This is a genomic window from Kitasatospora sp. NPDC001175 (assembly GCF_053598215.1).
In genome coordinates this window covers 65,717-89,813 of sequence record NZ_JBSFJU010000012.1, presented here as the reverse complement: position 1 = coordinate 89,813, position 24,097 = coordinate 65,717, and the positions used below count along the sequence as shown (strand labels likewise).

Genomic DNA, 24,097 nt, shown 5'->3' with positions numbered 1-24,097 from the left:
GTGACAGGGCCACCTTCCGGCCGCCGCGCCCCCGATGGCGGCCCCCATACTGGGGCCCATGGCCGACACCCTCATGACCGCCAACAGCCTCGGCGACTACCTCCGGACCCGGCGGGCCCTGGTGTCACCCGCCGACGTGGGCCTGCCGCCGACCGGCCGCCGCCGCGTACCCGGCCTGCGCCGCGAAGAGGTCGCGGAACTGGTCGGGTTGAGCACCGACTACTACATACGCCTGGAGCAGGGCCGCGCCGACCGCCCCTCCGACGAGGTCCTCGACTCGCTCGGCAGAGCTCTGCGGCTCGGACCCGCCGAGCGCGCCCATCTGTACGACCTGGCCCGGCCGCCCCGCCGCGCCGTGGCGAGGGCGGCCGCCACCGGACGCGACGCCGTGCTGCGCCCCGCACTGCGTCAGGTCGTCGAGGCCATCCCGGCCAACCCCGCCCTGATCATGAACGACCGCAACGACGTCCTGGCCTGGAACCGGCTGGCGGCCGTACTGATCGCCGACTTCCCCAACCTCGCGCCACGAGAGCGCAACATGGCCCGCCGGATCTTCCTGGACCCGGACGCACCGGAGGTCCACCTCGACTGGGACGAAGCCGCCCGGACCACGGTCGGCATCCTGCGCATGGCCGCCGGACGCCGGCCGCACGACCCGGAACTCGTCCGCCTGGTCGGCGAACTCTCCCTGGGCAGCGCGGTCTTCCGCAAGCTCTGGGCCGGCCACCACGTACACGAGAAGACCCACGGGCTCAAGCACTTCCGGCATCCCGCCGTCGGTGACCTGACACTCGACTACCAGACCTTCCGGGCCCCCGGCGCCGCCCACCACCTCCTCGTGATCTACACGGCCCCGCCCGGCAGTCCCGCCGAGGAGGCTCTGGCCTTCCTCGGCAGCTACACCGCCGCCGACTCGGCCGGCTCTGCCCAGCCGCGGCGGAGCACCGAGCTGACCTGATCCAAGCCAGCTCTTACGGCCTTGCAGGGAACGGGAGTTGTCCGATTGTGGCGGCTGTGCGTCCGCATGCTGCGCCGGTCCACGGTGCGGCGGATGAGGTGCCTCGGGCGCCCTCCGGTGATCCGGAGCCGGTTGGGCTGACTGAAAGGCGGAGGACTCCTCAGCGTCCCGACGCGGCGGCGGTCCCTTCCCGCACGGCCGTGAGGAAACCCGTGTGGGCCGGGCCGACAACCGCCCGTCCGTACCGGGCCGCCACCTCGCCCAGCGGATGGATCTCGGTCCGCCAGCCGTGCTCGGCGAGCCAGTCGGCGGTGCCCGCTCCGCGACCGCCCTTCCAAAGCGGGGTGATGTGCGCGACGGACGGGTCGTCGACCACGGTGCGCCCACTGCGGCCGCGCTCCGTCGAGAGCCTGCTGCCCGGAGCCGAGAGTTCGCCGACCACGGCCGCTCCGGCGTCCGCGGATGCGAACGAGGTGGTCCAACGCGGATGCGGATAGTGTGGTGCTCGACGGATCTTTCCTGGTCGGCTCGGTCCCGGGCCGTCCGGGGCCGAGGTACGTGAAACGCGCCCGGGGCTCCCACGCAGGTCCGCGGGTCCGGGTGGCCAGTACGCATGGAGCGGAGCGCGCGTTCCAGCGCGATCCCCGGAGCCTGGTCGGCGTGCGGCAGCGTCACCAAGTCCGGCAGCCGCCCTCCGGAGCATGCCGGCCGGACCGCTGTGTTCCGATCGGTGCGTGCTCTTCCCCCGCGGTGGACGGAGAGGGTGACGGCTCGTGCGGATGGCAGTGCCGGCTCGGCGGCGGACGCGGTTGCGGGTGGCGGGTGTGCTGGCGGCGGCCGTGGCCCTGGTCGCCGGCTGCAGCGGGGACGGCGGCGACCGGACGGGCGGCCAGGCGGCCGGCGGCGGCCACGGCACCGTTCAGGTGCTGTACTGCGGGTCGCTGCAGAACCTGATGGAGCACGACCTCGGCCCGAAGTTCAGTGCCACGACGGGCTACCGGTACCAGGGGGTCGGCGGGGGCTCCACCGAGCTCGCCAACCAGATCAAGGGCAAGGTACGCCAGGCCGACGTCTTCGTCAGCGCCAGCCCGAAGGTCAACGACTCCCTGGCGGGAGCGGCCAACGGCGACTGGGTGTCCTGGTACGTGACGTTCGGCAGCGCACCGGTGATGATCGCCTACAACCCGCACAGCCCGTTCGCCGCCGAGCTGAAGACGAAACCCTGGTACCAGGTGATCACCGAACCGGGCTTCCGGCTGGGCCGGACCGACCCCAAGCTCGATCCCAAGGGAGAACTGGCCGTACAGGCCCTCCAGCAGGCGTCCGAGATCTACCGGGATCCCGGCCTGGCCTCCTCGGTGGAGAAGTCCTCCCAGGTCTTCCCGGAACAGGAGCTCGACGGACGGCTGGAAGCGGGACAACTGGACGCCGCCTTCTTCTACAGCAACGAAGCGGTCGAGCAGCACGTACCCGCGGTCGACCTCGGCGAGGTGAAGGTCGCCGCCCACTTCACCGTGACGGTGGTCGGCCGCGCACCCGACCCCGCGGGCGCCACCGCCTTCGTTCAATACCTGCTGGGTGACCGGGGCAGGGCGAGCCTGGCCGCGCACAACGTGACCCTCTCACCGCCCACCGTCTCCGGCGACCGAGCGGCCGTCCCGGCGTCGCTGCGTTCCGAACTGGCGCAGCCGGGGACCACCGGCTGACGGCGCGCGGGCCCGAGGAAGGAGCCGGACGGTGAGTCCACGACCGACGCAGCCCCGCGACCAGGTGCGCTTCCTGGGCACGCCGCTCCCCTGGCTCGGCGCCCTCCTCCTGCTGTACCTGCTGGCACCGCTGGGCGCCTTCGTCGCGCGGGCGACCAACGCGCCTCCCGGTGTGCTGACCGCGCCCGGCATCGGCGACGCGTTGACCGTCTCACTGGAGACCGCGACCGTCGCCACCGCGATCATCACCGTCCTGGGGGTACCCCTGGCCTACCTGCTCGCCCAGGTCCACGGCCGGATCGCCACCCTGCTGGGGATCGCGGTGCAGCTCCCGCTGGCCCTGCCACCGCTGATGAGCGGCATCCTGCTGCTGTACGTCGTCGGACCCTACGCCCCACTCGGACGGCTCTTCGGCGGCCGGCTCACCGACCACGCGGCCGGGATCGTGCTGGCACAGGTCTTCGTGGCGGCCCCCTTCCTCATCGTCGCCGCGCGCTCGGCCTTCGCCGCCCTCGACCCGGATCTCGCGGACGTGGCCGCCACTCTCGGCCACGGACGCCTCTCCCGGTTCGCCCGGGTCGCCCTGCCCGGCGCCGCCGCGGGCATCCGGGCCGGGCTGCTGCTGGCCTGGCTGCGCGCCTTCGGCGAGTTCGGCGCCACCGTGGTCCTCGCCTACCACCCCTACTCGCTGCCGGTGTACACCTACGTCCAGTTCGGCAGCGCCGGGCTCGACACCACCGTGCTGCCCGTCGCGGTGAGCCTGGTCGCCGCCGTGGCCGTCCTGGCCGTCAGCCACTACACCGCGCACCTGCGGTTACACCGCCGCCACCGAACCGCGCTGCCCCCGCCCCGGGCCCCCCGTGCCCGGACCAGCTCACGCCTCACCTTCGACCTGCGCGCACGGGCCGGAACCTTCCAACTGCGGATCGCACACGCCGCCCAGGGCCGCCACCTGGCCATCCTGGGCCCGTCCGGGTCCGGCAAGTCACTGACGCTGCGCCTGGTCGCCGGGCTCGCCACTCCGCAGGCCGGCTACGTCCGCCTCGACGAGGACGACCTCACGGCACTGCCACCCGAACGCCGCGGCGTCGGCTACGTGCCGCAGGACGCCAGCCTGCTGCCGCACCTGGCCGTCTGGGACCAGATCACCTTCGGCCCCGACACGGACCCCGCCCTGGCCGTCTACTGGCTGCGCCAGCTCCACCTGGACGGTCTTGAGCACCGCCTGCCCCACGAGCTCTCCGGCGGCCAGCGCCGGCGCGTCGCCCTGGCCCGCGCCCTCGCGCGGGACCCGCGGCTACTCCTGCTCGACGAGCCGTTCACCGGCCTGGACACCCCGGTACGCGACGAACTCCGCTGGGAGCTGCGCCGGCTGCAGCAGGGCACCGCTCCCACGACCGTGATCATCACCCACGATCCGGAGGACGCGGCCCTGCTCGCCGACGAGATCCTCATCGTCGCCCACGGCCGACTGCTGCAGGCCGGAGACCAGCGGGAGGTCTTCGCTCACCCCGCCACCCCGGAAGCCGCGCATCTGCTCGGCATCCGCAACCTGCACACCGGACGCCTCGCCGACCCGCGCACCCTCGTGGTCGACGGCACCCGCATCACCGTGGCCGCCACTGACCTGCCCGCCGGCACGCCGGTCACCTGGTGCATCCGACCCGAGGACGTCCGCCTCACCAACACCGGCGGCCACCCGGCGACCATCCTCGACACCGTGCAGGTCGGCGCCGTCACCGAGATGCACGCCGTACTGGCCAACGGGCACTCCCTGAGCATCGCCGTGACCACACCGGCCGTACCCGCGACCACCGGCGACTGCCGGATCCACCTGCCGCCCGAGGCCATCACCGTCTGGCCGACTCTGCCCCGCAATCGGTGGTGACGACACCGGGTACGCGTTCGCCGCCCGGCCTGCCCGGCACTGTGGCGCGCACGGTGGACGTTCCTCACCACCCGGATCGCCGTGCTCGGCGATGCGTGACGGTCCATCGAAGACGCAACTGAGCGTCACGATGGGGCCGCTGGATGGCAAGGATCCACATCACAGGTAAGTATGCATGCAGATGGTCGTGCGAGAGGACTTCCATGAGAGCTGCGACGACCCCCGGGACGTTGTCGGCCGTCTCACTGCTGGGCTTCGCACCCGGGGCCTACCTCGGGCTACTGCTGATCACCCTCGGGACGCTGGCCGGCGCCTGGTCCGTTCGGCACTGGCCACGGCACGGGATGGTTCTGCTGCCCGCGGCCTGCGGAGTCCTGTTGGCCATGGCGGCGGTCGACCTCCTGCCGCACGCACTTGACGACGCACGTGAGACGGGGCTTCCGCTGTGGACGGTGCCCGCCATGGTCGTCGGAGGGTGCGTCGTGGTGCCCGCCTGCGGCACCCTGCTCGCCCGGTGCGATCGGGGGCGGCGGCCGCACGGCGTGGGCACGGCGGCCGCCCTCGTCCTGCACCGGGTGATCGAGGGCATGGCGGTGGTCCTGCTCCCCTCACTCCCGGTCGTCGCGGCCCTGGTTGCACACTCCGCCGGCGAAGGGCTGGCGTTGACGGCCCTGTTGGAGGCCGAGGGACGACGGCGACTGGCCCCCTGGCTGGCGCTGGCCTGTGCGGGCCCGCTCCTCGGCGGCCTGGTCACCGAGGTCGCCCGGTTACCGGAGAGCGCCCAGGCGCTGCTGGTGGCCGCGGCCGCGGGTGTGCTGCTGCGCGGCGCGGCCGCGGCCGCCGCCCTGGCCCGGCGGCGGCACCTGGCGACGCAGCAGGGCGGCCCGCTCGCGGTGCTGGCCCTCGGTGCGGCACTGGCCGTCACCACCGTGGTCGTCCTGCTGCTGCACTGACGGGCCATCCGGCGTTCCGCCGCACATCCCCGCTGCCGCACCATCCCGAACAGTCTGTCCGCCGCCCAACTCAAGCTCCGTGTGAGCAACTTCGGAAGAGGAGATCGCCATGACCAATAGCGTGCGCATACGACGTGACGTCACCAAGATGAAGGCCGGGCCCAGCGGCTGGGACGTGAACTCGGACATCTTCTGGTACGCCCACGCGGTGGGCGTGATGATGAACGACTACGACGAGGACCCGCGCAGCTGGCGCTGGCAGGCGAACATCCACGGCTCCGGCAGCCCCGATCCCGACAGCCCCCCGCCCAAGCCGAACCCGGACTGGAACCACTGTCCGCACGGTGGATGGTTCTTCCTGCCCTGGCACCGCGGCTATCTGTACTACTTCGAGGACATCGTACGCTCGGTCGTCAAGAAGCTCGGCGGGCCCGAGAACTGGGCACTTCCGTACTGGAACTACACCCGCGTGGCGAACCACGATCCGCTGAACGACGCCTCGAAGGAGTTCCGCAAGCTCCCGGAGGCGTTCCGGACTCCGAAGATCCCCCACTACGCACTGGGGGTCGAGGTCGACAACCCGCTGTACGACATGATCAAGCGGAACAGCACGGCCAACCAGGGCTTCGGTGTCGCCTGGGAGCTGGTCAATCCCACCGACGCCATGCGCTCCCTGAGGTACCCCGGCGTGCGGCCGGACCACTTCGGCAGCAAGGACACCGGCGCCGAACTACCGCATGACAAGGGGAACTTCGGCTGCCTGGAGTCGGTGCCGCACAACAAGATCCACCTCTTCGTGGGCGGCTGGATGGGCGTCTTCATCTCCCCGCGCGACCCCATCTTCTGGCTCCACCACGCCAACATCGACCGGATCTGGCCCGCCTGGCTGGCGAAGGGCGGAGGACGCAAGAACCCGGAGACCGAGGACTGGCTCCTCAAACCGTTCACCTTCTGGGACCGCACCGCGAAGAAGCAGACCATCTCCGCCAAGAGCATGCTCGACACCGAGAAGCAACTGGGTTACAAGTACGAGGACTTGGAGGTCTGGGAGGACCCGGTGAAGGCCGAGCGCAAGGCTGTGGTGCTGGTCGCCGCCAACCCCGGCCCCACGGGCCAGGTACTCGGCACCGCGGGAGGAGGGGAACTGGGGCCCGAGCCGGTCACGGTCCCGGTCCAGCCCGAGACCAGCGCCACCCGGGCACTGAGCAGCATGGCCGAGGCCGAGAGCGCGCGGAACGGGCAACGCGTCGTGCTCACCATCAGGGACGTGCGCGCGGACGAGTCGCCCGGGACCACCTTCCGGGTCCTGCTGGGCGCGGACCAGGACCGGGAGGCAGACCTCGCCCCGGACAGCCCGTACTTCGTCGGCCACCTCGACTTCTTCGGCGCGATCGGCGGTGACATCCACCACCACGGCGGCCGCGGATTCGACTTCAGTTTCGACGTGACCGACCAGCTCCGTGCGCTGCGCGAGCAGGGCCTGTGGGACGGCACCAGCGTTCCCTCCGTCGTCCTGGCACCCGTGCCTCTCGAGGCGCCTCCCGAGTTGGCCGCCGCGTTGACGGTCCCCCCGCCCGGATCCCGCCCGCGCTACGGAAGCGTGGTGCTGACCAACGAATGACGCCGGGTAGGACCTGACGCACCGGGGTGTCGGAGACGACAGCGCCCCTCGGCGGTCCGATGTCCCTGAGTCATCGGACCGCCGAGGGGCGTTTGGGGGGTGCGGGGCCCACGGGCGGTCTCAGGAGGTGGTGACGGCCCCCAGGCGGCGCTGGGGCGGGCGGCTGTCGGTCAGTCCGCGGTGGCGATGAGCGGCTGGAGCAGGACGTCCGGCTTGGAGCGCTGGAAGGAGTTCAGGTGCCACTTGTCGGCGAAGACGGCCAGCAGAACGCCGTCCGAGCGGCGGGTGAGGACCTCGGCGTTGGTGAGACGGTCCTTGGCCAGCGCGTCGGAGCCGGCGGCGTCGGTGACGCGGGCCAGCCGGTACGGGAGGTGGTCGAGGGTGATCGGGGAGGAGAACTCGTGCTCCATCCTGTGCAGCACGACGTCGAACTGCATCGGACCGACCGCCGCCATCACCGGCGCCTGGTCACCGCGCCGGTCGGAGACCAGCACCTGGACGACGCCTTCCTCGTCCAGCTGCGAGACGCCCCTGCGGAACTGCTTGGAGCGGCTGATGTCCTTCGGACGGGCCACCGCGAAGTACTCGGGGGCGAAGGCCGGCAGTCCGGGGAACTCCGCCTTCCCGCCCGTGTAGAGGGTGTCGCCGACGCGCAGCGCGCTCGCGTTGATCAGGCCGACCACGTCGCCGGGGTACGCCTTGTCGACGACCGTGCGCTCGGCCCCGAACACGGTGTGCGCGTACTTGGTGGTCAGGGAGCGACCGCTGGCCGCCCGGGTCACGTTCATGCCGCGCTCGAACACGCCGGAGCAGACCCTGATGAACGCGATCCGGTCGCGGTGCGCGGGGTCCATGTTCGCCTGGATCTTGAACACGAGGCCCGAGAACTCCTCCCCGACCTCGCGGACGCCACCGTTGGCGAGCGGACGCGGCCCGGGCGACGGGGCCAGGTCGACCACGGCGTCCAGGAGGAGCTTCACACCGATGTTGGTCAGCGCCGCACCGAAGAAGACCGGGCTGATCTTGCCCTCCTCGAATGCCTGCTGGTCGTAGCCGGGGCCGGAGGAGAGCACCAGCTCCAGTTCCTCCAGCGCGGTCTCCCACGCCTCGCCCTCCTGCTCGGCGGCCTGCCCGGCGGTGAGCTTCTCCTCGATCGCCGCGTGCGTCCCGGCGGGCACCTTGGTGTAGCGGAGCATCTGCTCGGTGTTCCCGGCCTCGACCAGGCCGCGCAGGTCGCCCGCGTTTCCGACCGGCCAGACCACCGGCACCGGGGTGATGCCCAGGTGGGTCTCGATGTCCTCGAGCAGGGTCAGGGCGTCACGGCCCCGGCGGTCCCACTTGTTGATGAAGGTGATCACCGGGACACCGCGATGACGGCAGACCGCGAAGAGCTTGCGGGTCTGCTCCTCGAGACCCTTGGCTGCGTCGACGAGCATGATCGCGCAGTCGACGGCCGCCAGGACCCGGTAGGTGTCCTCCGAGAAGTCGGCGTGACCGGGCGTGTCGACCAGGTTCATCACCTGGCCGCGGTGCTCGAACTGGAGGGCCGCCGAGGTCACCGAGATGCCGCGCTCGCGTTCCAGCTCCATCCAGTCGCTGGTCACGCCACGCCGCCCGCCCTTGGCGTGGACCGCGCCGGCCGAGGTGATCGCCCGCGCGTGCAGGGCCAGGGCTTCCGTGAGCGTGGACTTGCCGGCGTCCGGGTGGCTGATCACGGCGAAGGTCCGGCGGCGGCCGGCCTCGCTGAGGACGTGCAGGACGGGGGCGGACTGTTCGCTACTCACGTCTTCCTCGGATGCGGGGAGGTGCCAGGCCGGTGAAGCCCCGCGCACCTGCTGGGCCGAGCCTCTTGATTGCACAGGCTGAACAGCGATTCTAGCCGGACCGACGGCGTTCCCCACCACGGGCCCCGGACGACCGCGGCCTGCGGCCCGCCCGACCCCGGGTCCGGGTACGGGGACGCCGGGCCGGCCGGCCCCACCCACCCCGCGTCCGCCCCTGACTTCCCCGGATCGTCGCGTCCACAGGTCGGCCGCTCCCCCTCAGGGGGCGGCCCCCGACGCGGGTTGCCGGTCGGCCCCGGCTGTCCGGGGTGCGGGGCCGACCGGCGGTCTCAGGAGGTGGCGACGGCCCCCAGCACCGGCATCCGGGCAGCCTTCGTGGCGGGCAGGACCGCCGCGGCGAGGCCCGCCAGCGCCGATCCGGCGAGCACGGCGAGGATGGTGGTCCACGGAATGCTGAGTGCGGTGATCCCGTACAGGGCCAGCACCTTCTGCCCGGCGATGCCCCACGCCAGTCCGAGACCGAGGCCGAGCAGGGCGCCGTGGACGGAGATCAGGACGGATTCCAGCCGGATGAGCCTGCCGACCTGGCTGCGCGAGGTGCCGATCGCCCGGAGCAGGCCGATCTCCCGGGTGCGCTCGATCACCGACAGGGCAAGGGTGTTGACCACACCGAGGACGGCGATCACGATCGCCAGGCCGAGCAGGGCGTACACGAGGTAGAGGACGGTGTCGACCTGGCCGGTGATCTGCTTCTTGTAGTCGGCTTGGCTCTGCGCACTGACCTGCGGGTAGCCCGCGAGCGCGGCGTCCAGCGCGGCCTGGACCCGCTTCCGGTCGGCGCCGGGCGCGGTGTTGAGGTAGAGGGTGAAGTCCCGGGCCTCGGGGGCGAACCTGTTGAGGGTGTCCAGCGAGACCTCCCAGCTGCCGCCGTCCTTGCCCGCGCCGGCCGGGGGCTTGGAGATCGCGCCGACGGTGAGGGTGCCCACGTTGCCGTTGAGGAAGTGGAGTTCGACCTTGGAGCCGATCGCGAGGTGGTCGGCGTTCGCGGTGGTCTGGTCGACCATCAGCTTCCCGGCCGCGACATCGGCGGTGGAACCCGTCAGGTACTGCGGCTTGACGGCCCGGTCGACGGTGGCGACGTCCACGCCGGAGAGCACCAGCTGGTACCCGTTCAGGTGGGCGACCGCGTAGCGCTGCCGGGTGACGGTCTGGATGCCCGGGATGGCCCTGACCTTGGCCGTGACCTCCTGGCCGATCGGGGTGGCACCGTTGCCGGACAGTACGTAGTCGGCACCGAAGGTGCTGTCGACGTCCCGGTCGACCGAGGTGGTGAGCGAGGCCGCGAGGACGGCGACCGCGCCGACCAGGGAGAGGCTGATCATCAGCGCGCCGGCGGTGGCGCCGGTGCGCCTCGGGTTGCGTACGGCGTTCAGGCGGCTCATCCGGCCGACGGCGCCGAACAGCCTCGGATAGACCGCACCGAGCCCGTACACGACCGCTCTGGAGAGCGCCGGGCCGAGGATCACGAGAGCGATGAGGGTGGCGAGGATGCCGCCGCCGAGCAGGCCGGCGCCGGTCACCAGGGTGTCGTGGTACTCGGCCGCCCCGGCCAGGGCGGCGCCGCCGGCGAGCAGCAGCGCCGTGCCCAGCGCGGTGCGCGGGCCGAGCGGCCTGGTGGGCGGTGCGGCCGCCTCGCGCAGCGCGGCCATCGGGGAGATCCGGGCGGCACGGCGGGCCGGCAGGTACGCGGCGACGACGGTCACGAGGACGCCGACGGCGTAGGCCGCGACCGGGGTGAGCGGGTTGATGACCAGCGCGGTGCCGGACAGGTCGACGCCGAAGCCGGAGATCAGGCTCTTCAGTCCGGTCGCGAGGCCGATGCCCGTGCCGAGTCCGAGGGTCGAGCCGATGACGCCGAGCAGCAGTGCCTCGGTGAGCACCGCGCGCATCACCTGGCCGCGTCCGGCGCCCAGGGCGCGCAGCAGGCCGAGTTCGCGGGTGCGCTGGGCGACCAGCATGGCGAAGGTGTTGAGGATCAGGAAGGCGCCGACCAGGACGGCGAGTGCGGCGAAGCCGAGCAGGGCGAGGGTGACCACGCTCAGGAAGGAGCTGATCTGCTGTGCGGCGGTCTGCGCCTGCTCCTCCTTGGTGGCCACCGAGTAGCCGTCGCCGAGCGCCGCCTTGATCCTCGTCTGCGCGGTGGTGTGGCTGGTACCGGGGGTGGTGTCCACCGTGACTCCGGTGAACTGGCCGGGCTTGCCGAGCAGTTGCCGCTGGGCGGTCGCGGTGTCGGTGTAGACCATCGTCACGCCAGGGTTGCCGCTCCTGAAGGCGACGATGCCGACCACGGTGCCCGGGGTGGATCCGGTCGGGGTGAGGATGTTCAGCGGGTCGCCGAGGCGGATGTCCTTGTGCTCCGCGCTGGCCTGGTCGATCACCAACTCGCCGGCTCCGGTGGGGGCGTGGCCCTGGACCAGGCGGACCTGGGGATCGTCGTACCAGTTCTGTCCGAGTGTGGGTGCGCCGGTGGTCGCGCCGACGGGCTTGCCGGCCCGGTCCACCACCGTCAGGGTCTGCAGGCTCACCTGCCCGTGTGCGGCCCGCACTCCGGGGACGGTGGAGACCTTCGCCACCACGGACGCGGGCAGGGCCGGCACCTCGCCGGACAGACCGCGGTCCTCCACCTCCGGGGTGAACGCCTGCTTCGGCTTGATCGTCACGTCTGCTGCGGTGGAGCCGGCGATGCCGGTGAACGCGACGTTGATGGTGTCGGAGAACACCAGCGTGCCGGAGACGAACGCCACACCCAGCAGCACGGCCAGCGTGGACAGCGCCATCCGGCCCTTGTGGGCCAGGAAGTTGCGGAAGCTTGCTTCGAACATCGGTCAGCTCTTCCGTCCGGCGCCGTCGAACTTGCGCATCCGGTCGAGGACCGAGTCCGCCGTCGGGTCGAGCAGCTCGTCGACGATCCGCCCGTCGGCGAGGAACAGCACCCGGTCGGAATAGGAGGCGGCGACCGGATCGTGGGTGACCATCACGATGGTCTGGCCCAGGTCGTCGACGGAACCGCGCAGGAAGCCGAGCACCTCGCCGCCCGCCCGGGAGTCCAGGTTGCCGGTGGGTTCGTCCGCGAAGATGATCTCCGGCTTGCCCGCCAGCGCCCGCGCGCACGCGACGCGCTGCTGCTGGCCGCCGGACAGCTCGGTCGGGCGGTGCTTCAGGCGTGCGCCCAGGCCGACGGTGTCGATCACCTGCTGCACCCACGCCGGGTCCGCCTTGCGGCCCGCGATGTCCGTGGGGAGGGTGATGTTCTCCAGCGCGGTCAGGGTGGGTAGCAGGTTGAACGCCTGGAAGATGAAGCCGATCTTGTCCCGGCGCAGCTGGGTCAGCTTCTTGTCCTTGAGCCGGGTGATCTCGCTCTCGCCGATGAAGATCTGCCCGCCGGTCGCGGTGTCCAGGCCGGCCAGGCAGTGCATCAGGGTGGACTTGCCCGAACCCGACGGACCCATGATCGCGACGAACTCGCCGCGCGCCACGCTGACGCTGACCGCGTCCAGGGCCACCACCCGGGTCTCGCCGGAGCCGTACGCCTTGGTCAGTCCCTCGGCGCGGGCCGCGGCGGCCGGCGGCGGGGTGTCGACCGCCATTGTTGTGCTCACGCAGATCCTCCTGGGTTCGCCGCCCTGAGCCGGCCCGGGGTGTGCGGGCATGACAGAATCTGGGCAGGCAGCAACTTCTACGAGATCGTAGAACTTCTACGAGAAGGTAGAAGATGGCGGAGGAGGCGATCAAATCCATGGGCGTACACGAACCCAGCACGTCCGAGGGCCGGGCCAGGGGCGAGCTGGAGGCCGAAGTCCTGGCCGCGCTGCACGCGGCGACCCCCGGGGCACTGACCCCGGGCGAGGTGCGCGAACGCCTCGACGGCCGGCTCGCGTACACCACCGTCGTCACGGCCCTGTCCCGCATGCACTCCAAGGGCCTGCTGCAGCGCACCAAGCGCGGCCGGGCCTTCGCCTACTCCCCCGTCGCCGACGACTCAGGGCTCGCCGCCCGCCAGATGCGCAAGCTCCTGGACGGGCGCAGCGACCGCGAGGCCGTCCTGACCCACTTCGTCGACGAGCTGTCCGACGACGACGAGGAGCTGCTGCGCCGGCTGCTGGACACGGGGAAGTAGGAGCCGCCCGGATGCGCGTCGCCGTCTACCTGCCGCTCCTCTTCCCGCTGCTGGCGGCGCTGATCGCCCGCCCAGCCGGCGAGCGGCTGCCGCCCCGTCAGGCGACCTGGCTGCTGACCGTCGGCGCACTGGTGCTGGCCGCCGGGAGCACGGCGGTCCTGGGCATGCTCGCGATCACCGGGCTGATCCGCATCCCGCTGCTCGCCAGGCTCGCACACGACCACTGGTCCGCGCACGCGGCCCAGAGCCACGACCCCGCCGCCTTCTCCACCGCCGTGCTCGCCGGCCTGCTCCTGGCCGTGGCGGCCGCCATGGCGGGCCGCCTGCTGTGGCGCCGGGCCCGCGCCCTGGCCGACTGCGCCACCGAGGCCGCCTGCCTGCCCGGCCGCGACCAGCTCGTCGTCGTCGAGGACCGGGCCGCCGAGGCGTACGCCCTCCCCGGACGGCCCGGCCGGATCGTGGTCTCCACCGGCATGCTGGAAGCCCTCGACCCCGCCGAACGCGAGATCCTGCTCGCCCACGAGCGCGCCCATCTCGGCCACCACCACTACCTGTTCGTCGCCTTCGCCCAACTCGCCGCCGCCGCGAACCCGTTGCTCCGGCCGCTGGCCGACACCGTCGGCTACACCGTCGAGCGCTGGGCCGACGAGAGCGCCGCCGCCGCGACCGGCAGCCGCGAACGGGTCGCCCGCACCATCGGCAAGGCGGCCATCGCCGCCAAGCGGACCCGGGCCCGCAACCGGCAGCCCCTCTTCGGCTTCCTCGGAGCGGCGGCGGCCCGGGGCGTCCTCGACCGCCTGCGACCGGGCGGCACCGGTCCGGTCCCCCGTCGCGTCACCGCCCTGCTCGCCCCGCGCCGCCGCGGGCACCTGCTGTCCTCAAGCGCCCTGATCGTCCTGCTCATCGCCACCGGCCTGTGTGCCGCGGAGGCATCACACGACCTCGAATCACTCCTGGAGCTGACCAAGAGAACGGTGTCCCGCGGCTGAACCCGCCGCGCCCTCGGGGAAGTTCAAGGCACCTCGGCGATGGTCGGCGGGCGCTGAGCCGCCGGGCGGGCGGCCACCGGCGTTCGCCCGCCGGTGCGCTCAGTCTCGGGCACGAGGTGTCCGGAACCTACGGAGCATTCAGAAGTGTCCGGGTGACGATCTCGCTGGTCGGGGCGGCTAGGTTGGTGACGGCGGGGTGACTGAGGGAATCCGGTTGGGAAAACGTCATTGCTCGGGGGCTCTCCCCCGGCCATCGGAAGGGCTCGGAGTAATCCGGCATCACGATCTGAAGCCCGGATTGCGGCACCTGACACCGTCTGCTACCCAGGGAAAGAAGGTCTCCCCCAGCTCAAAGGGTGTCCGTGATGAACATGAACCTTCGCGCATTCCCCGCCACTGCTGCAATCGTGACTGTGGCATCGATAGGCCTGCTGGCCGCTGGACCTGCGTCTGCGGCGGAAATTCTCGCCGCTCCCCAAGCCCCTGCGAGCGTCGAGGGGACGATTATACGCGACACTGGCATTTACTTCAGCCCATCCCTCGACAGCCAGAAGATGGGAATGGCCTATAAGGATCAGAAGATTTCTTTCGCCTGCTGGACGAACCCTACGCATCAGTACCCGTTCTTCAAGATGTCCAGCTCCGGCGGATATTACATTCCCCGTGACTTCGTGAATCTCAGCTCCAATTCGCTTCCGCAGTGCTAGGTAGCGGCGCGGCGAAACCATCGAGGGCGATCCGTTGACCGCAGCAACACCGAGCCTCGCAGTGCTGTTCGCTGCGGGGCTCGCGGGTTGGTCTTCGGATCCCGGCACCGCACCTGGCGGTTTGGTCCGTGCGCACCAGCCCGGGCCGGAACATGGTGTCCCGCGCCCGATGGCCGCCCGTCCGCCTGCCCCTAGCTTGTGTGACGTGGCGCAATCCGATCCTGAACCGGAGGGAGCGCAGGCCATGAACTCGACGCACGCCACCGGAGCCGGCCAGGGGCAGGGCGTCCCGGGTGCAGCCGTCCCGAGCGGCAACGGGCAGGTTGAGCCGCCGGTGCTGGGCGGACCGGAGCACTCCGACTACTACCTGCTGGGGGAACTCCTGACGGACGAGCAGCGGGCCCTTCGCCAGCGGGTCCGCGACTTCTCGGCGGCAACGGGATCGTGCTCGACTACCACGTGGCCCGGCACCTGTGCGACATCGAGGCCATCGACACCTACGAGGGCACCGACACCGTGCAGGCGTTGATCGTCGGCCGGGACATCACCGGGTACAACGCCTTCGCGCCGATGGCTCCCAGCCGCTGAGCCGGGACGCCCCGCACCGACGCCGACCGCCGCGGGTGCGAGCGCACTCGCCGTACCGCAGCCCTCCGGAGGAGAGGATCGGTCATGGAGAACACACCCCTGCTGGAGGGGCTGCACGTCGTCGATCTCGCCAGCTTCATCGCGGGTCCCGCCGCTGCCACCGTGCTCGGCGACTTCGGCGCCGACGTCGTCAAGGTGGAACCACCGCACGTCGGTGACACCTACCGCGCGCTCACCCGGGTGCCTCCCAACCCCCAGGTCGAAGGGGTCAACTACGCCTGGCAGCTGGACAATCGCAACAAGCGCAGCATCGCGCTCAACCTGAAGTCGCCCGGCGCCCGGCCCGTGCTCGAACGGCTGGTGAACTGGGCCGACGTGCTGGTGACCAACTTCCCGCCACGGACGCGGGCCAAGCTGGGTCTGGAGTACGAGGATCTGGCCGTCTGGAATCCGCGGCTGATCTACGCCGATGTCACCGGCTTCGGCGAGGTGGGCCCGGACGCGCACCTTCCCGGCTTCGACGTGACGGCGTACTGGGCACGCAGCGGCCTGATGGACGTGACCCGCCAGCGGGACGCGCCGCCGGCGATCAACGTGTCGGGGGCCGGCGACCACGCGACGGCGATCAGCCTGTACGCCGGGATCATGACCGCGCTCTACCGCCGTGAGCGGACCGGCCAGGGGGCGCGGGTCACCGCGTCACTGCTGGCGGAAGGCGCCTGGGCGGCGGGCGTATGGCTCCAGGCCATGCTGGTCGGTGCACGCCATCCCCGCCCGGTCGACCGGTTCCACCCGCCGAACGCGCTGGCGAACGTGTACCGGACGGCGGACGACCGCTGGCTGCTGCTGGCCTTCGCCAACGAGGACAAGCAGGTCCCGCTGTTCCTGATGGCCATCGGCCAGCCCGAGGCGGCGAGGAACCCGCACCATGCCGACACCGTGAGCCGCCGCGCCAACGCCGCCGAGATCGTCGAAGTGCTGGACCGGACGTTCGCGAGCCGTCCCCTGGCCGAGTGGCGTGAGCTGCTCGACGCCGCGGGCCTCACCTACGGAATCGTCCAGACGCTCGAGGAGTGCGCCCACGACCCCCAACTCCTCGCCAACCAGGTCCTGGTACCCATCGAGGACGGCAGCGCCGAACCCCACCTGACCATCGACAGCCCGGTGCGGCTGGACCAGGAACGGAAGGTCCCCCCGCGGCCCGCCCCCGACCTCGGCGAGCACACCGAGGCCGTGCTCCGCGACCTCGGCTTCGACGACGCCGGCATCGAGGACCTGCGCAAGGCGGAAGCCATCGCCTGAACCCAGGAAGAAGAGAAGGAGTCCTCGTCATGACTGAGGCCGCTGACAGTGCCACGGTGCGCACCGAGGAACACGACGGCACTTTCGTGATCACCATCGACCGGCCGAAGGCACGCAACGCCATCGACGGCGCCACCGCCCGGGCACTGGCCGCCGCCCTCGACCAGCTCGATGCCCGCGACGACCTCATGGTCGGCGTCCTCACCGGCGTCGGCGGCGTCTTCAGCGCGGGCATGGACCTCAAGGCATTCGCGGCATGACCGGATCGTCGTACCCGTGCTGGCTTCCCAGACGCCAAGGAGGGCGCCCGCGCCTTCGCGGAGAAGCGGGAGCCGCACTGGCAGCGCCGCTGACCTCGCCCCCGCCAGCCGCCACCGGCTGCGCCTGCGGGCGCAGCCGTCCGTCCCACGCGAGGAAACCCAGGTCGGACCATGCGCAGCCAAGACGTGACCCAGCAGCTCACCACCCCGTTGAACGCCCCCGCCTACCCTCCCGGCCCGTACCGCTTCACCGACCGGGAGTACTTCACCATCACCTACCGCACCGACCCGCGTCCGCTGGAACGCCTCGTCCCCGAACCCCTGCGGATCGCCGAGCCGACCGTGCGCGCTTCGAGGTCATCCGGATGCCCGACACCACGGGCCTGGGCGACTACACCGAGTCCGGCCAGCTGCTCTCGGTCGAGTACCAGGGCGAGCGCGGCGAGTACGTCCTGGCGATGTACGCGGACAGCCTCCCGGCCATCGCCAGCGGCCGGGAGATCAGCGCCTAGCCGAAGAAGCTCGGTGCACCGAGACTGGCCGTCGACTCCGACACCCTGGTCGGCACGCTCGACTACGGCTCGCTGCGGGTCGCCACCGCCACCATGGGCTACAAGCACGCGCCGCTCGACGCGGACCGGGCCCGGGAGGGGATCTGCTGTCCCACCTTCATGCTGAAGATCCTGCCCGGATACACCGGCGAGCCGCGGATCTGCGAACTGGTCCGGTTCCGGATCGAGGACATCACCGTGAGGGGTGCGTGGACCGGTCCCGCCCGGCTGCAGCTGTTCCAGCACGCACTGGCGCCGCTGGCGGACCTCCCGGTCCTGGAAGTCCTCTCCGCCGACCACGTCCTGACCGACCTCACCCTTCCGCCGCCCGAGCCCGTCCACGACTACCTCACCCGGTGAAGTCCCCCTGGAGCCACCATGAACGACACTCCCGCCGCCACCGCCGGCCCTCCGGAGACCGTCCGGCGCGTCACCGTCATCGGCGCCGGGGTCATCGGTGCCTCGTGGACCGCCCTGTTCCTCGCCAGGGGCCTGACCGTCACCGTCAACGACCCGCTCCCCGACGTGGAGAGGGTCGTCCACGACCAGCTGCGTCAGGCCGTCCCCGGCCTGCGCGCGCTCGGTCTCCCCACCGCAGGCCTCGAGGGCAACCTGCGCTTCGAGGCCGACCTGGACCGGGCGGTCGCCGATGCGGACGCCGTCCAGGAGAACGGACCCGAGCGCCTGGACTTCAAACAGGAGCTCTTCGGCCGCATCGAGCAGGCCGCCCGTCCGGACACCCTGCTGCTCAGCTCCACTTCCGGCATCCGCGCCACCGGGATCGCCCAGGCGATGAAGCACCCCGGACGGCTGGTCATCGGCCACCCCTTCAACCCGCCGCACCTCGTTCCGCTGGTCGAGGTCGTCCCCGGTGAGCGGACCGATCCGGACACCGTGCGGCGCGCGGTCGCCTTCTACACGGCGCTCGGCAAGAAGCCGCAGGTCCTGCGCCGGGAGGTGCCGGGGTTCGTCGCCAACCGGCTGCAGGCCGCGCTCTTCCGCGAGGCGGTCGACCTCGTCGTCAAGGGCGTGGTGACCGAGCAGGAGCTCGACGAGATCGTCACCTCGTCCATCGGTCCGCGCTGGGCCGTCGCCGGCCCCTTCCGCAGCTTCCATCTCGGCGGCGGCCCCGGTGGCCTGCCGCACTTCCTGCAACACCTCGGCCCCGGCCTCGAAGGCATGTGGCGTGACCTCGGCACCCCGAAACCCGACCAGGCAACCGTCCAACTCCTTTCCGAACAAGCCGACTTCGGCGCGTCGGTCGAGGAGCTGGAGTCCGCCCGGGACGAGGCGCAGATCAAGGTGATGCGCGCCCTCGGCCTGGCCTGAGCCGGACCGCACCCGAACGAGCCGGGCGCCGTCTCAGGCAGCGCCCGGCCGGACTACGAGGCCGGGACCGGGCCGGCGCGCCATCCGGTGCTCTGCCGTCGACCGGGCACCCGCCGTCCGCCCGTGCATCGCGCCGGCTCGCGGCGATCGATGCGAATCGGGCGCCGTCCACCGGGACTTCACGGTCCTGGACGTCTCCGTCCTGCCGCGGCGCTCAGGCCGCGGACCCGCCGCGCCGCCCGGTGGCGGCGCGGCGGGACGGGGTCAGACCGCAGTGCCGAGCGCCGCGACGAAACCGGCGGCATCGGCCTTGGTGGCCGGCGGGAAGAGCACCTTCAGGCCCCGCTCCTGGCCGTCGATCTCCAGCTGCGTGACCCGGCCGAGGCCGAGCAGCGCCTTGGCGACCGGGGTCGCGGTGACCAGCTCGCGCGGCACGACCATCAGCAGCTTCTTCGGCTTGCCGGTCAGTCCGTCCACCTCGAAGAAGAGGATGCGCTGATTGGTCATCGCCAGGTACATCGGGCGCGGGCTCGCCGTCGCGATCACCGTGCCGGCGGTCAGGACGCCGACCACCGCGGCGGTCGCGATCTTGCGCTTCACGGAGACGGAGCCGACCTTGACGAGGGTCGCCAGCTCGACCTGCTCGCCGGCGGTGAGCAGGGGGTTGGCGACCTCGAGCAGCTGCTGCCGACGCTTGTTGTTCATGTTGTTCCTTGGGTCGGTGATCGCACTGATGTCCGATCAGGCGTCGGAAGCGTAGGCAGATCAAACACAACCGGAGGGAACGGTTCCGTAAAAACTTGGCACAAGACGGTGCCATTGCCCGACTATGACCGAATTTCACCCGAACTATTCTTCGGATCGAGGCCTCTACGATCGCCGCCATGCGCCCCGTCTTCGACCCGGCTGCCGTCGTCCCCGAGCTCACGCGGCTTCACCACGCCGCCGTGGCCGGTGACTGGCAGGCCATCGACACCCTGTTCGCCGAGGAACCCGACCCCTACGGCATCGTCGTCCTCGCCGACACCCTCAGCGAGATCGCGGGCGTCGAACAGCTGCTCGGCCGGGTGTTGGAGTACCAGCCGCACAACCTGCTCGCCACCGCCCTGCTCGCCGGCCGGCACACCCACCTCGCCTGGGACGCCCGCACCGACGCCCCCGCCAAGGGCGTCACCCCGGAGGGGTGGGCGGGCTTCCGGGCCCACCTCAACCAGGCCGAGCAGCTGCTCATCCGGGCCACCGCGCTCGACCCCGGCCATGCCCTCGCCTGGACGATGCGGATCACCACCGCGATGGGCCTCTCACTCGGCCAGAGCGAGTCCGAGCGCCGCTACCGCAACCTCGCCAAGGCGAGCCCCTCGCCGTACGGCGGCCAGCGCAACCGCCTCCAGCAGTTGCTACCCAAGTGGGGCGGCAGCTGGGAGGCGGCGCACGCCTTCGCCCAGGCGTGCCTGCGCGAGGCCCCGCCGGGCGGGCTGGGCGGCGCGATCGTGGCGATGTACCACGTCGATCGGTGGAGCAGCTTCGCCGCGCAGGACCGGCCCGAGTACCTGCGGCGCCCCCAGGTGCGCCAGGAGCTCGCCGAGGCCGCCGCCTCGGTGCTGCACCCCGCCTGCCGGGCCCGCTACGGCTTCATCACCGCCCACAGCATGTTCGCCATGCTCGCCTCGCTCGCCGACGACCAGCGGGCCGCCGCCGCGCACTTCCGCGCCATGGGCCCGTACGGCCACACCTACCCCTGGGCGCTCCTCGGCGGCGACGCCGAGGCCGTCTTCACCGAACACCGCGACCGCGCCCTGGCCCAGGGCTGACGTGCTCCCCACTGCCGGAGGCTCCACCGTGATCCACCAGTTCGAGGTCGACGGCGTTCCCGCCGTCTTCGTCCAGCGCCCCGGACGGTTCGCCGCCGGCCTGGTCTTCCGGGTCGGCTGGGCCGACGAGACCCTGGCCCGGCACGGCGTCACCCACCTCGTGGAGCACCTCGCGCTGTACCGCAGCGGTGTCGCCGACCACCACCTCAACGGCACCACCGGCCCGCTGCACACGCACTTCCATCTGGAGGGCACCGAAGCGGACGTCAGCTCCTTCCTGCTCAGCGTCTGCCAGTCGCTGACCGCCCTTCCGATGGAGCGGCTGGAGACCGAGAAGGACATCCTGCGCACCGAGGAGGCCGGCCGTTCGCCTGGCGCCGCCGAGGCCACCGGCCAGTGGCGGTACGGCGCGCAGAGCCACGGTCTGTGCAGCTACCCGGAGTGGGGGCTGCACGGCGTCGACGAGCGGGCCGTGCAGCAGTGGGCCGACACCTGGTTCACCCAGGGCAACGCCGCGCTCTGGGTGGCCGGCGAGCGGCTGCCCCAGGGGCTGCGCCTGCCGCTGCGGCCCGGTCGGCGGATGCCGGTCCCCGCCGCCACCTCCGCGCTTCCCGTCACGCCCGCGTACTTCTCCGGCGGCAAGGGGCAGGTGCTCTTCGAGACCGTCCTGCCGCGGTCCACCGCCACCGCGCTGTACGCGGCCTGCCTCGACCGCGAGCTCTTCCGCGTCCTGCGGCAGGAGGGCGGCTACTCGTACACCGCCACCGCCGCCCAGGCCCACCGCGGCGACGGCTGGTCCACCGTGGTCGCGCTCGCCGACGCACTGCCCGAGCAGCAGGACGCCGTGCTCGGCGGCTTCGTCGACGTGCTCGCCCGCCTCGCCGCCGTGGGCGTGCCGCAGCACGAACTCGACGCGCTGCGCAGGCGGGTCGACGAGGAGTACACCCAGCCCGACGCCGAGGCCGGCCGGCTCTCCGGCCTCGCCGCCGACCTGCTCAGCGGACTGCCGCCGCGCACCATCGAGGAGTTGCGCGCCGAACTCTGGTCCACCACCGCGGAGGAGGTCCACGCCGTCGCCCGACAGGCCCACGCCGCAGGGCTGTTGCGGGTGCCGAACGGCCGCCGCGCGGACTGGGCCGGGTACACCGCCGCGCCGACCACCTCGTCGGTGGCCGTCGCCGGCAAGCGCCACCGCTCCCGGGAGAAGGACGCCCCGGATCTCGTGCTCGGCCCCGAGGGCGTCAGCCTGGTCGACGACGAGGGCGCCGCCACCGTGCGGTACGACGCCTGCGCGGCCGTGCTCAACTGGCCCGACGGCGGCCGCCGGCTGATCGGCACGGACGGCATCACCATCCAGCTCGAACCCGGCTGCTTCGACGTCGACGTGCAGTCCCTCGCCATGGTCGACGCCGCCGTCCCCGCCCACGCCCTGGTCCGCATGCCGCCCCGTCAGCAGCGCCCGGCCGCCCCCAGAACCGCCGCCGCGCAGGCCGCGAAAGCCGCACCGGCCGGACCGCCCTTCACCAAGGTGCAGCGCTTCATGCTGACCGTGTTCACCGCCGCCGCCTGGGTCTGGGGCGTCATCCTCGCTTTCGCGGTGGCGGGGGCGGCCGGCGACACCTCGATGCTCACCGACCCGGCCACGTACGTCCTCTACGGCGTGATGGGCGCGGTGGAGGCCGCGCTGATCCGCTCCGTGCTGCGGCGACGGCGGCTCAGGAAGGCCGCTGGGGGGTGATCCTCCTCGCGGCGGAGGCGGCCGTCCCGACCGTCCGGAAGCTCCTCCGCGGGGCCGGCACCGGCCCGCGGAGGGGCTCGGTCAGGTCCGGAACAGGGCGACCTTCAGGGCGTCGTGCCGCCCGGCCTCGACGAACATCTCGTAGGCGTCCTGTATCTCGTCCAGCCCGAAGCGGTGGGTGACCAGGTCTGCCACATCCAGCCGGTGGCCCGCGAGCATGTCGAGGAGCAGCGGTGTGCTGCTGGTGTCGACGAGTCCGGTGGTGATGGTGATGTTCCTGCCCCACAGGTCTTCGAGGTGGAGCGTGGCCGGTCTGCCGTGGACGCCCACGTTGGCGACCCGGCCGCCGGGGCGCACCACTCGGGTGCAGAGTTCGAAGGTCTCCGGAGTTCCGACGGCCTCGATGGCGGCGTCCGCGCCGAGTCCGTCGGGGGTGAGGGCCCGGATGGTGCGTTCGTCGGCCCTGGCGGCGTCCACGGTCGCGTCGGCGCCGACCCGTTTGGCGGCGGCGAGGCGGCTCGCGGCGAGGTCGACGGCGATGATCCGGGCCGGGCTGTAGAGACGGGCGGTGGTGATCGCGGCGAGCCCGATGGGCCCGGCTCCGACGATCACGACCGTGTCGCCCGGCTCGACGCCGCCGTTGCGGACGCCGACTTCGAAGGCGGTGGGCAGGATGTCGGCGAGCAGCAGTGCGCTCTCGTCGGCCACGCTGTCGGGGAGCCGGTACAGCGAGTTGTCGGCGAACGGGGTGCGGACGTACTCGGCCTGGGTGCCGTCGACCCGGTGGCCGAGGATCCAGCCTCCACCGCCGGTGCACTGGCCGTAGACGGCGCGTCGGCAGTAGGCGCAGCGGCCGCAGGCGGAGATGCAGGAGACCAGCACGCGGTCGCCGTCGGCCACGGTCCGTACGCCCTGGCCGGTCTCGACGACGGTGCCGACGGCTTCGTGGCCGAGGACCCGGCCGTCGGTCACTTCGGGGACGTCGCCCTTGAGGATGTGCAGGTCGGTGCCGCAGATGGTGACCGCGTCCACCCGGACGACGGCGTCCTCCGGCACCCGGACCACCGGGTCGGGCACCTCGCCCCAGATGCGACAGCCAGGTCCGTGATAGGTCAGCGCCTTCATGCTCCGATCACCTCCGTCGGCCATCGAGCAGGCGGCGTACCGCCCCCTCAGTTCCAGGGTTCCCCCGGGTGGCGATGCGTGCCATGGCTCGGCCGACTCCGGGACTGAACCGGCGCGCCCGCAGCGCACAGCACGCCACCGGTGTCCTGAGCCCGGCCGTCGCACTGCTCACCTTCCCGGCGACCATCGAGCTGCCCCTTCAGCACGCGCCGTTGCCCGCCCGGCGGCCTCCGCCGCACCCCGCGTGGTCACGCCCGTCCGGCGGGCGTCGGCGCGTCCCGGCGGACAGGGCGCGCCGACGAGGTTCGGTCACCAATTCAATCGGTGACCGATGTACTGTGGTGCGTCCCGCGCGCAGCGGAACCACCGCCGTGGACCGGCTCGGAGACCGCTCGCAACCGCGCCACGGCAGGCGCCGGCGGCGGGCCCGCCCGGCGCCCGTCACTCCCGCCCCACTACCTCCCCTTCCGATTATGTCTGATGGCGATGTAATATCAGGATGTGAGATGCCTTGGGGCAGCCTGCTGCCGTCGAGGCCCACCGACCTCCGACCCGCAGGGCACTCGCCGAGGGGGGAACGCCGATGGCGGTCCGCTCACGCCGCCCCGAC

18 protein-coding genes and 3 pseudogenes are annotated in these 24,097 nt (G+C 71.9%); 15 read left to right on the top strand and 6 right to left on the bottom strand.

Translation table 11 applies throughout. From position 1 onward, the window contains the following. The first annotated feature begins 58 nt into the window (after window positions 1–58). Window positions 59–958 carry a helix-turn-helix transcriptional regulator gene (locus tag ACWDAK_RS11875; RefSeq protein WP_427394238.1) on the top strand — a complete coding sequence of 300 codons (900 nt, stop codon included), beginning with the start codon at window positions 59–61 and terminating at the stop codon, window positions 956–958. Window positions 959–1,118: 160 nt separating this feature from the next. Here ACWDAK_RS11875 and ACWDAK_RS11870 read toward each other — a convergent pair whose 3' ends face one another. Next, window positions 1,119–1,400, bottom strand: coding sequence for a class I SAM-dependent methyltransferase (locus tag ACWDAK_RS11870; protein ID WP_344637522.1), 282 nt, complete (start codon window positions 1,398–1,400; stop codon window positions 1,119–1,121). Window positions 1,401–1,737: 337 nt separating this feature from the next. On the opposite strand from ACWDAK_RS11870, the gene ACWDAK_RS11865 reads away from it, so the two are divergent. From ACWDAK_RS11865 to ACWDAK_RS11850, 4 genes are all read left to right on the top strand, one after another. Further along, window positions 1,738–2,664, top strand: coding sequence for an extracellular solute-binding protein (locus tag ACWDAK_RS11865; protein WP_344637589.1), 927 nt, complete (start codon window positions 1,738–1,740; stop codon window positions 2,662–2,664). 31 nt (window positions 2,665–2,695) lie between these two features. Continuing rightward, on the top strand, window positions 2,696–4,552 hold the full coding sequence (locus ACWDAK_RS11860; RefSeq protein ID WP_344637523.1) for an ABC transporter ATP-binding protein/permease: 1,857 nt from the start codon (window positions 2,696–2,698) through the stop codon (window positions 4,550–4,552). A gap of 203 nt (window positions 4,553–4,755) precedes the next feature. Then, window positions 4,756–5,505 carry a ZIP family metal transporter gene (locus tag ACWDAK_RS11855; protein WP_427394237.1) on the top strand — a complete coding sequence of 250 codons (750 nt, stop codon included), beginning with the start codon at window positions 4,756–4,758 and terminating at the stop codon, window positions 5,503–5,505. A 109-nt stretch (window positions 5,506–5,614) separates the two neighbouring features. Then, window positions 5,615–7,126 carry a tyrosinase family protein gene (locus ACWDAK_RS11850; protein WP_427394236.1) on the top strand — a complete coding sequence of 504 codons (1,512 nt, stop codon included), beginning with the start codon at window positions 5,615–5,617 and terminating at the stop codon, window positions 7,124–7,126. A 170-nt stretch (window positions 7,127–7,296) separates the two neighbouring features. Here ACWDAK_RS11850 and ACWDAK_RS11845 read toward each other — a convergent pair whose 3' ends face one another. The 3 genes from ACWDAK_RS11845 to ACWDAK_RS11835 form a co-directional block, all read right to left on the bottom strand. Then, entirely contained in the window at window positions 7,297–8,910 is a 1,614-nt protein-coding gene (locus ACWDAK_RS11845) for a peptide chain release factor 3 (protein ID WP_344637526.1), read from the bottom strand. Between the two features lie 329 nt (window positions 8,911–9,239). Next, a complete protein-coding gene (locus tag ACWDAK_RS11840; RefSeq protein ID WP_427394235.1) occupies window positions 9,240–11,792 on the bottom strand; it encodes an ABC transporter permease in 2,553 nt (850 codons plus the stop codon). Window positions 11,793–11,795: 3 nt separating this feature from the next. Next, entirely contained in the window at window positions 11,796–12,557 is a 762-nt protein-coding gene (locus ACWDAK_RS11835) for an ABC transporter ATP-binding protein (RefSeq protein ID WP_427394273.1), read from the bottom strand. A 149-nt stretch (window positions 12,558–12,706) separates the two neighbouring features. Here ACWDAK_RS11835 and ACWDAK_RS11830 point away from each other — a divergent pair, with 149 nt between their 5' ends. From ACWDAK_RS11830 to ACWDAK_RS11795, 8 genes and pseudogenes are all read left to right on the top strand, one after another. After that, window positions 12,707–13,087: a BlaI/MecI/CopY family transcriptional regulator gene (locus ACWDAK_RS11830; RefSeq protein WP_427394234.1), complete on the top strand. Its 381-nt coding sequence runs from the start codon at window positions 12,707–12,709 to the stop codon at window positions 13,085–13,087. An 11-nt stretch (window positions 13,088–13,098) separates the two neighbouring features. Beyond that, on the top strand, window positions 13,099–14,076 hold the full coding sequence (locus ACWDAK_RS11825) for a M56 family metallopeptidase (RefSeq protein WP_427394233.1): 978 nt from the start codon (window positions 13,099–13,101) through the stop codon (window positions 14,074–14,076). 365 nt (window positions 14,077–14,441) lie between these two features. Beyond that, window positions 14,442–14,783 carry a hypothetical protein gene (locus ACWDAK_RS11820; RefSeq protein WP_427394232.1) on the top strand — a complete coding sequence of 114 codons (342 nt, stop codon included), beginning with the start codon at window positions 14,442–14,444 and terminating at the stop codon, window positions 14,781–14,783. Between the two features lie 435 nt (window positions 14,784–15,218). Continuing rightward, a pseudogene (locus ACWDAK_RS11815) lies at window positions 15,219–15,371 on the top strand (hypothetical protein); the annotation flags it as partial. 84 nt (window positions 15,372–15,455) lie between these two features. Beyond that, window positions 15,456–16,673, top strand: coding sequence for a CaiB/BaiF CoA transferase family protein (locus ACWDAK_RS11810; RefSeq protein ID WP_427394231.1), 1,218 nt, complete (start codon window positions 15,456–15,458; stop codon window positions 16,671–16,673). A 29-nt stretch (window positions 16,674–16,702) separates the two neighbouring features. Beyond that, a pseudogene (locus ACWDAK_RS11805) lies at window positions 16,703–16,921 on the top strand (enoyl-CoA hydratase-related protein); the annotation flags it as partial. 183 nt (window positions 16,922–17,104) lie between these two features. Next, window positions 17,105–17,844, top strand: a pseudogene (locus ACWDAK_RS11800) (acetoacetate decarboxylase). 18 nt (window positions 17,845–17,862) lie between these two features. After that, a complete protein-coding gene (locus ACWDAK_RS11795) occupies window positions 17,863–18,813 on the top strand; it encodes a 3-hydroxyacyl-CoA dehydrogenase NAD-binding domain-containing protein (protein WP_427394230.1) in 951 nt (316 codons plus the stop codon). 264 nt (window positions 18,814–19,077) lie between these two features. Here ACWDAK_RS11795 and ACWDAK_RS11790 read toward each other — a convergent pair whose 3' ends face one another. Then, a complete protein-coding gene (locus tag ACWDAK_RS11790) occupies window positions 19,078–19,518 on the bottom strand; it encodes a hypothetical protein (RefSeq protein WP_344637533.1) in 441 nt (146 codons plus the stop codon). Window positions 19,519–19,697: 179 nt separating this feature from the next. Between ACWDAK_RS11790 and ACWDAK_RS11785 the strand changes: the two genes are divergently transcribed. Both ACWDAK_RS11785 and ACWDAK_RS11780 read left to right on the top strand, forming a co-directional pair. Next, the gene (locus ACWDAK_RS11785) at window positions 19,698–20,624 is read left to right on the top strand and encodes a hypothetical protein (protein WP_344637534.1); all 927 of its coding nucleotides are present in this window, start codon (window positions 19,698–19,700) and stop codon (window positions 20,622–20,624) included. Window positions 20,625–20,652: 28 nt separating this feature from the next. After that, on the top strand, window positions 20,653–22,362 hold the full coding sequence (locus ACWDAK_RS11780; RefSeq protein WP_427394837.1) for a peptidase M16 family protein: 1,710 nt from the start codon (window positions 20,653–20,655) through the stop codon (window positions 22,360–22,362). An 81-nt stretch (window positions 22,363–22,443) separates the two neighbouring features. Here the strand turns inward: ACWDAK_RS11780 and ACWDAK_RS11775 are convergent, their stop codons facing one another. Next, entirely contained in the window at window positions 22,444–23,487 is a 1,044-nt protein-coding gene (locus ACWDAK_RS11775; protein WP_427394836.1) for a zinc-dependent alcohol dehydrogenase family protein, read from the bottom strand. Window positions 23,488–24,097: the final 610 nt, after the last annotated feature.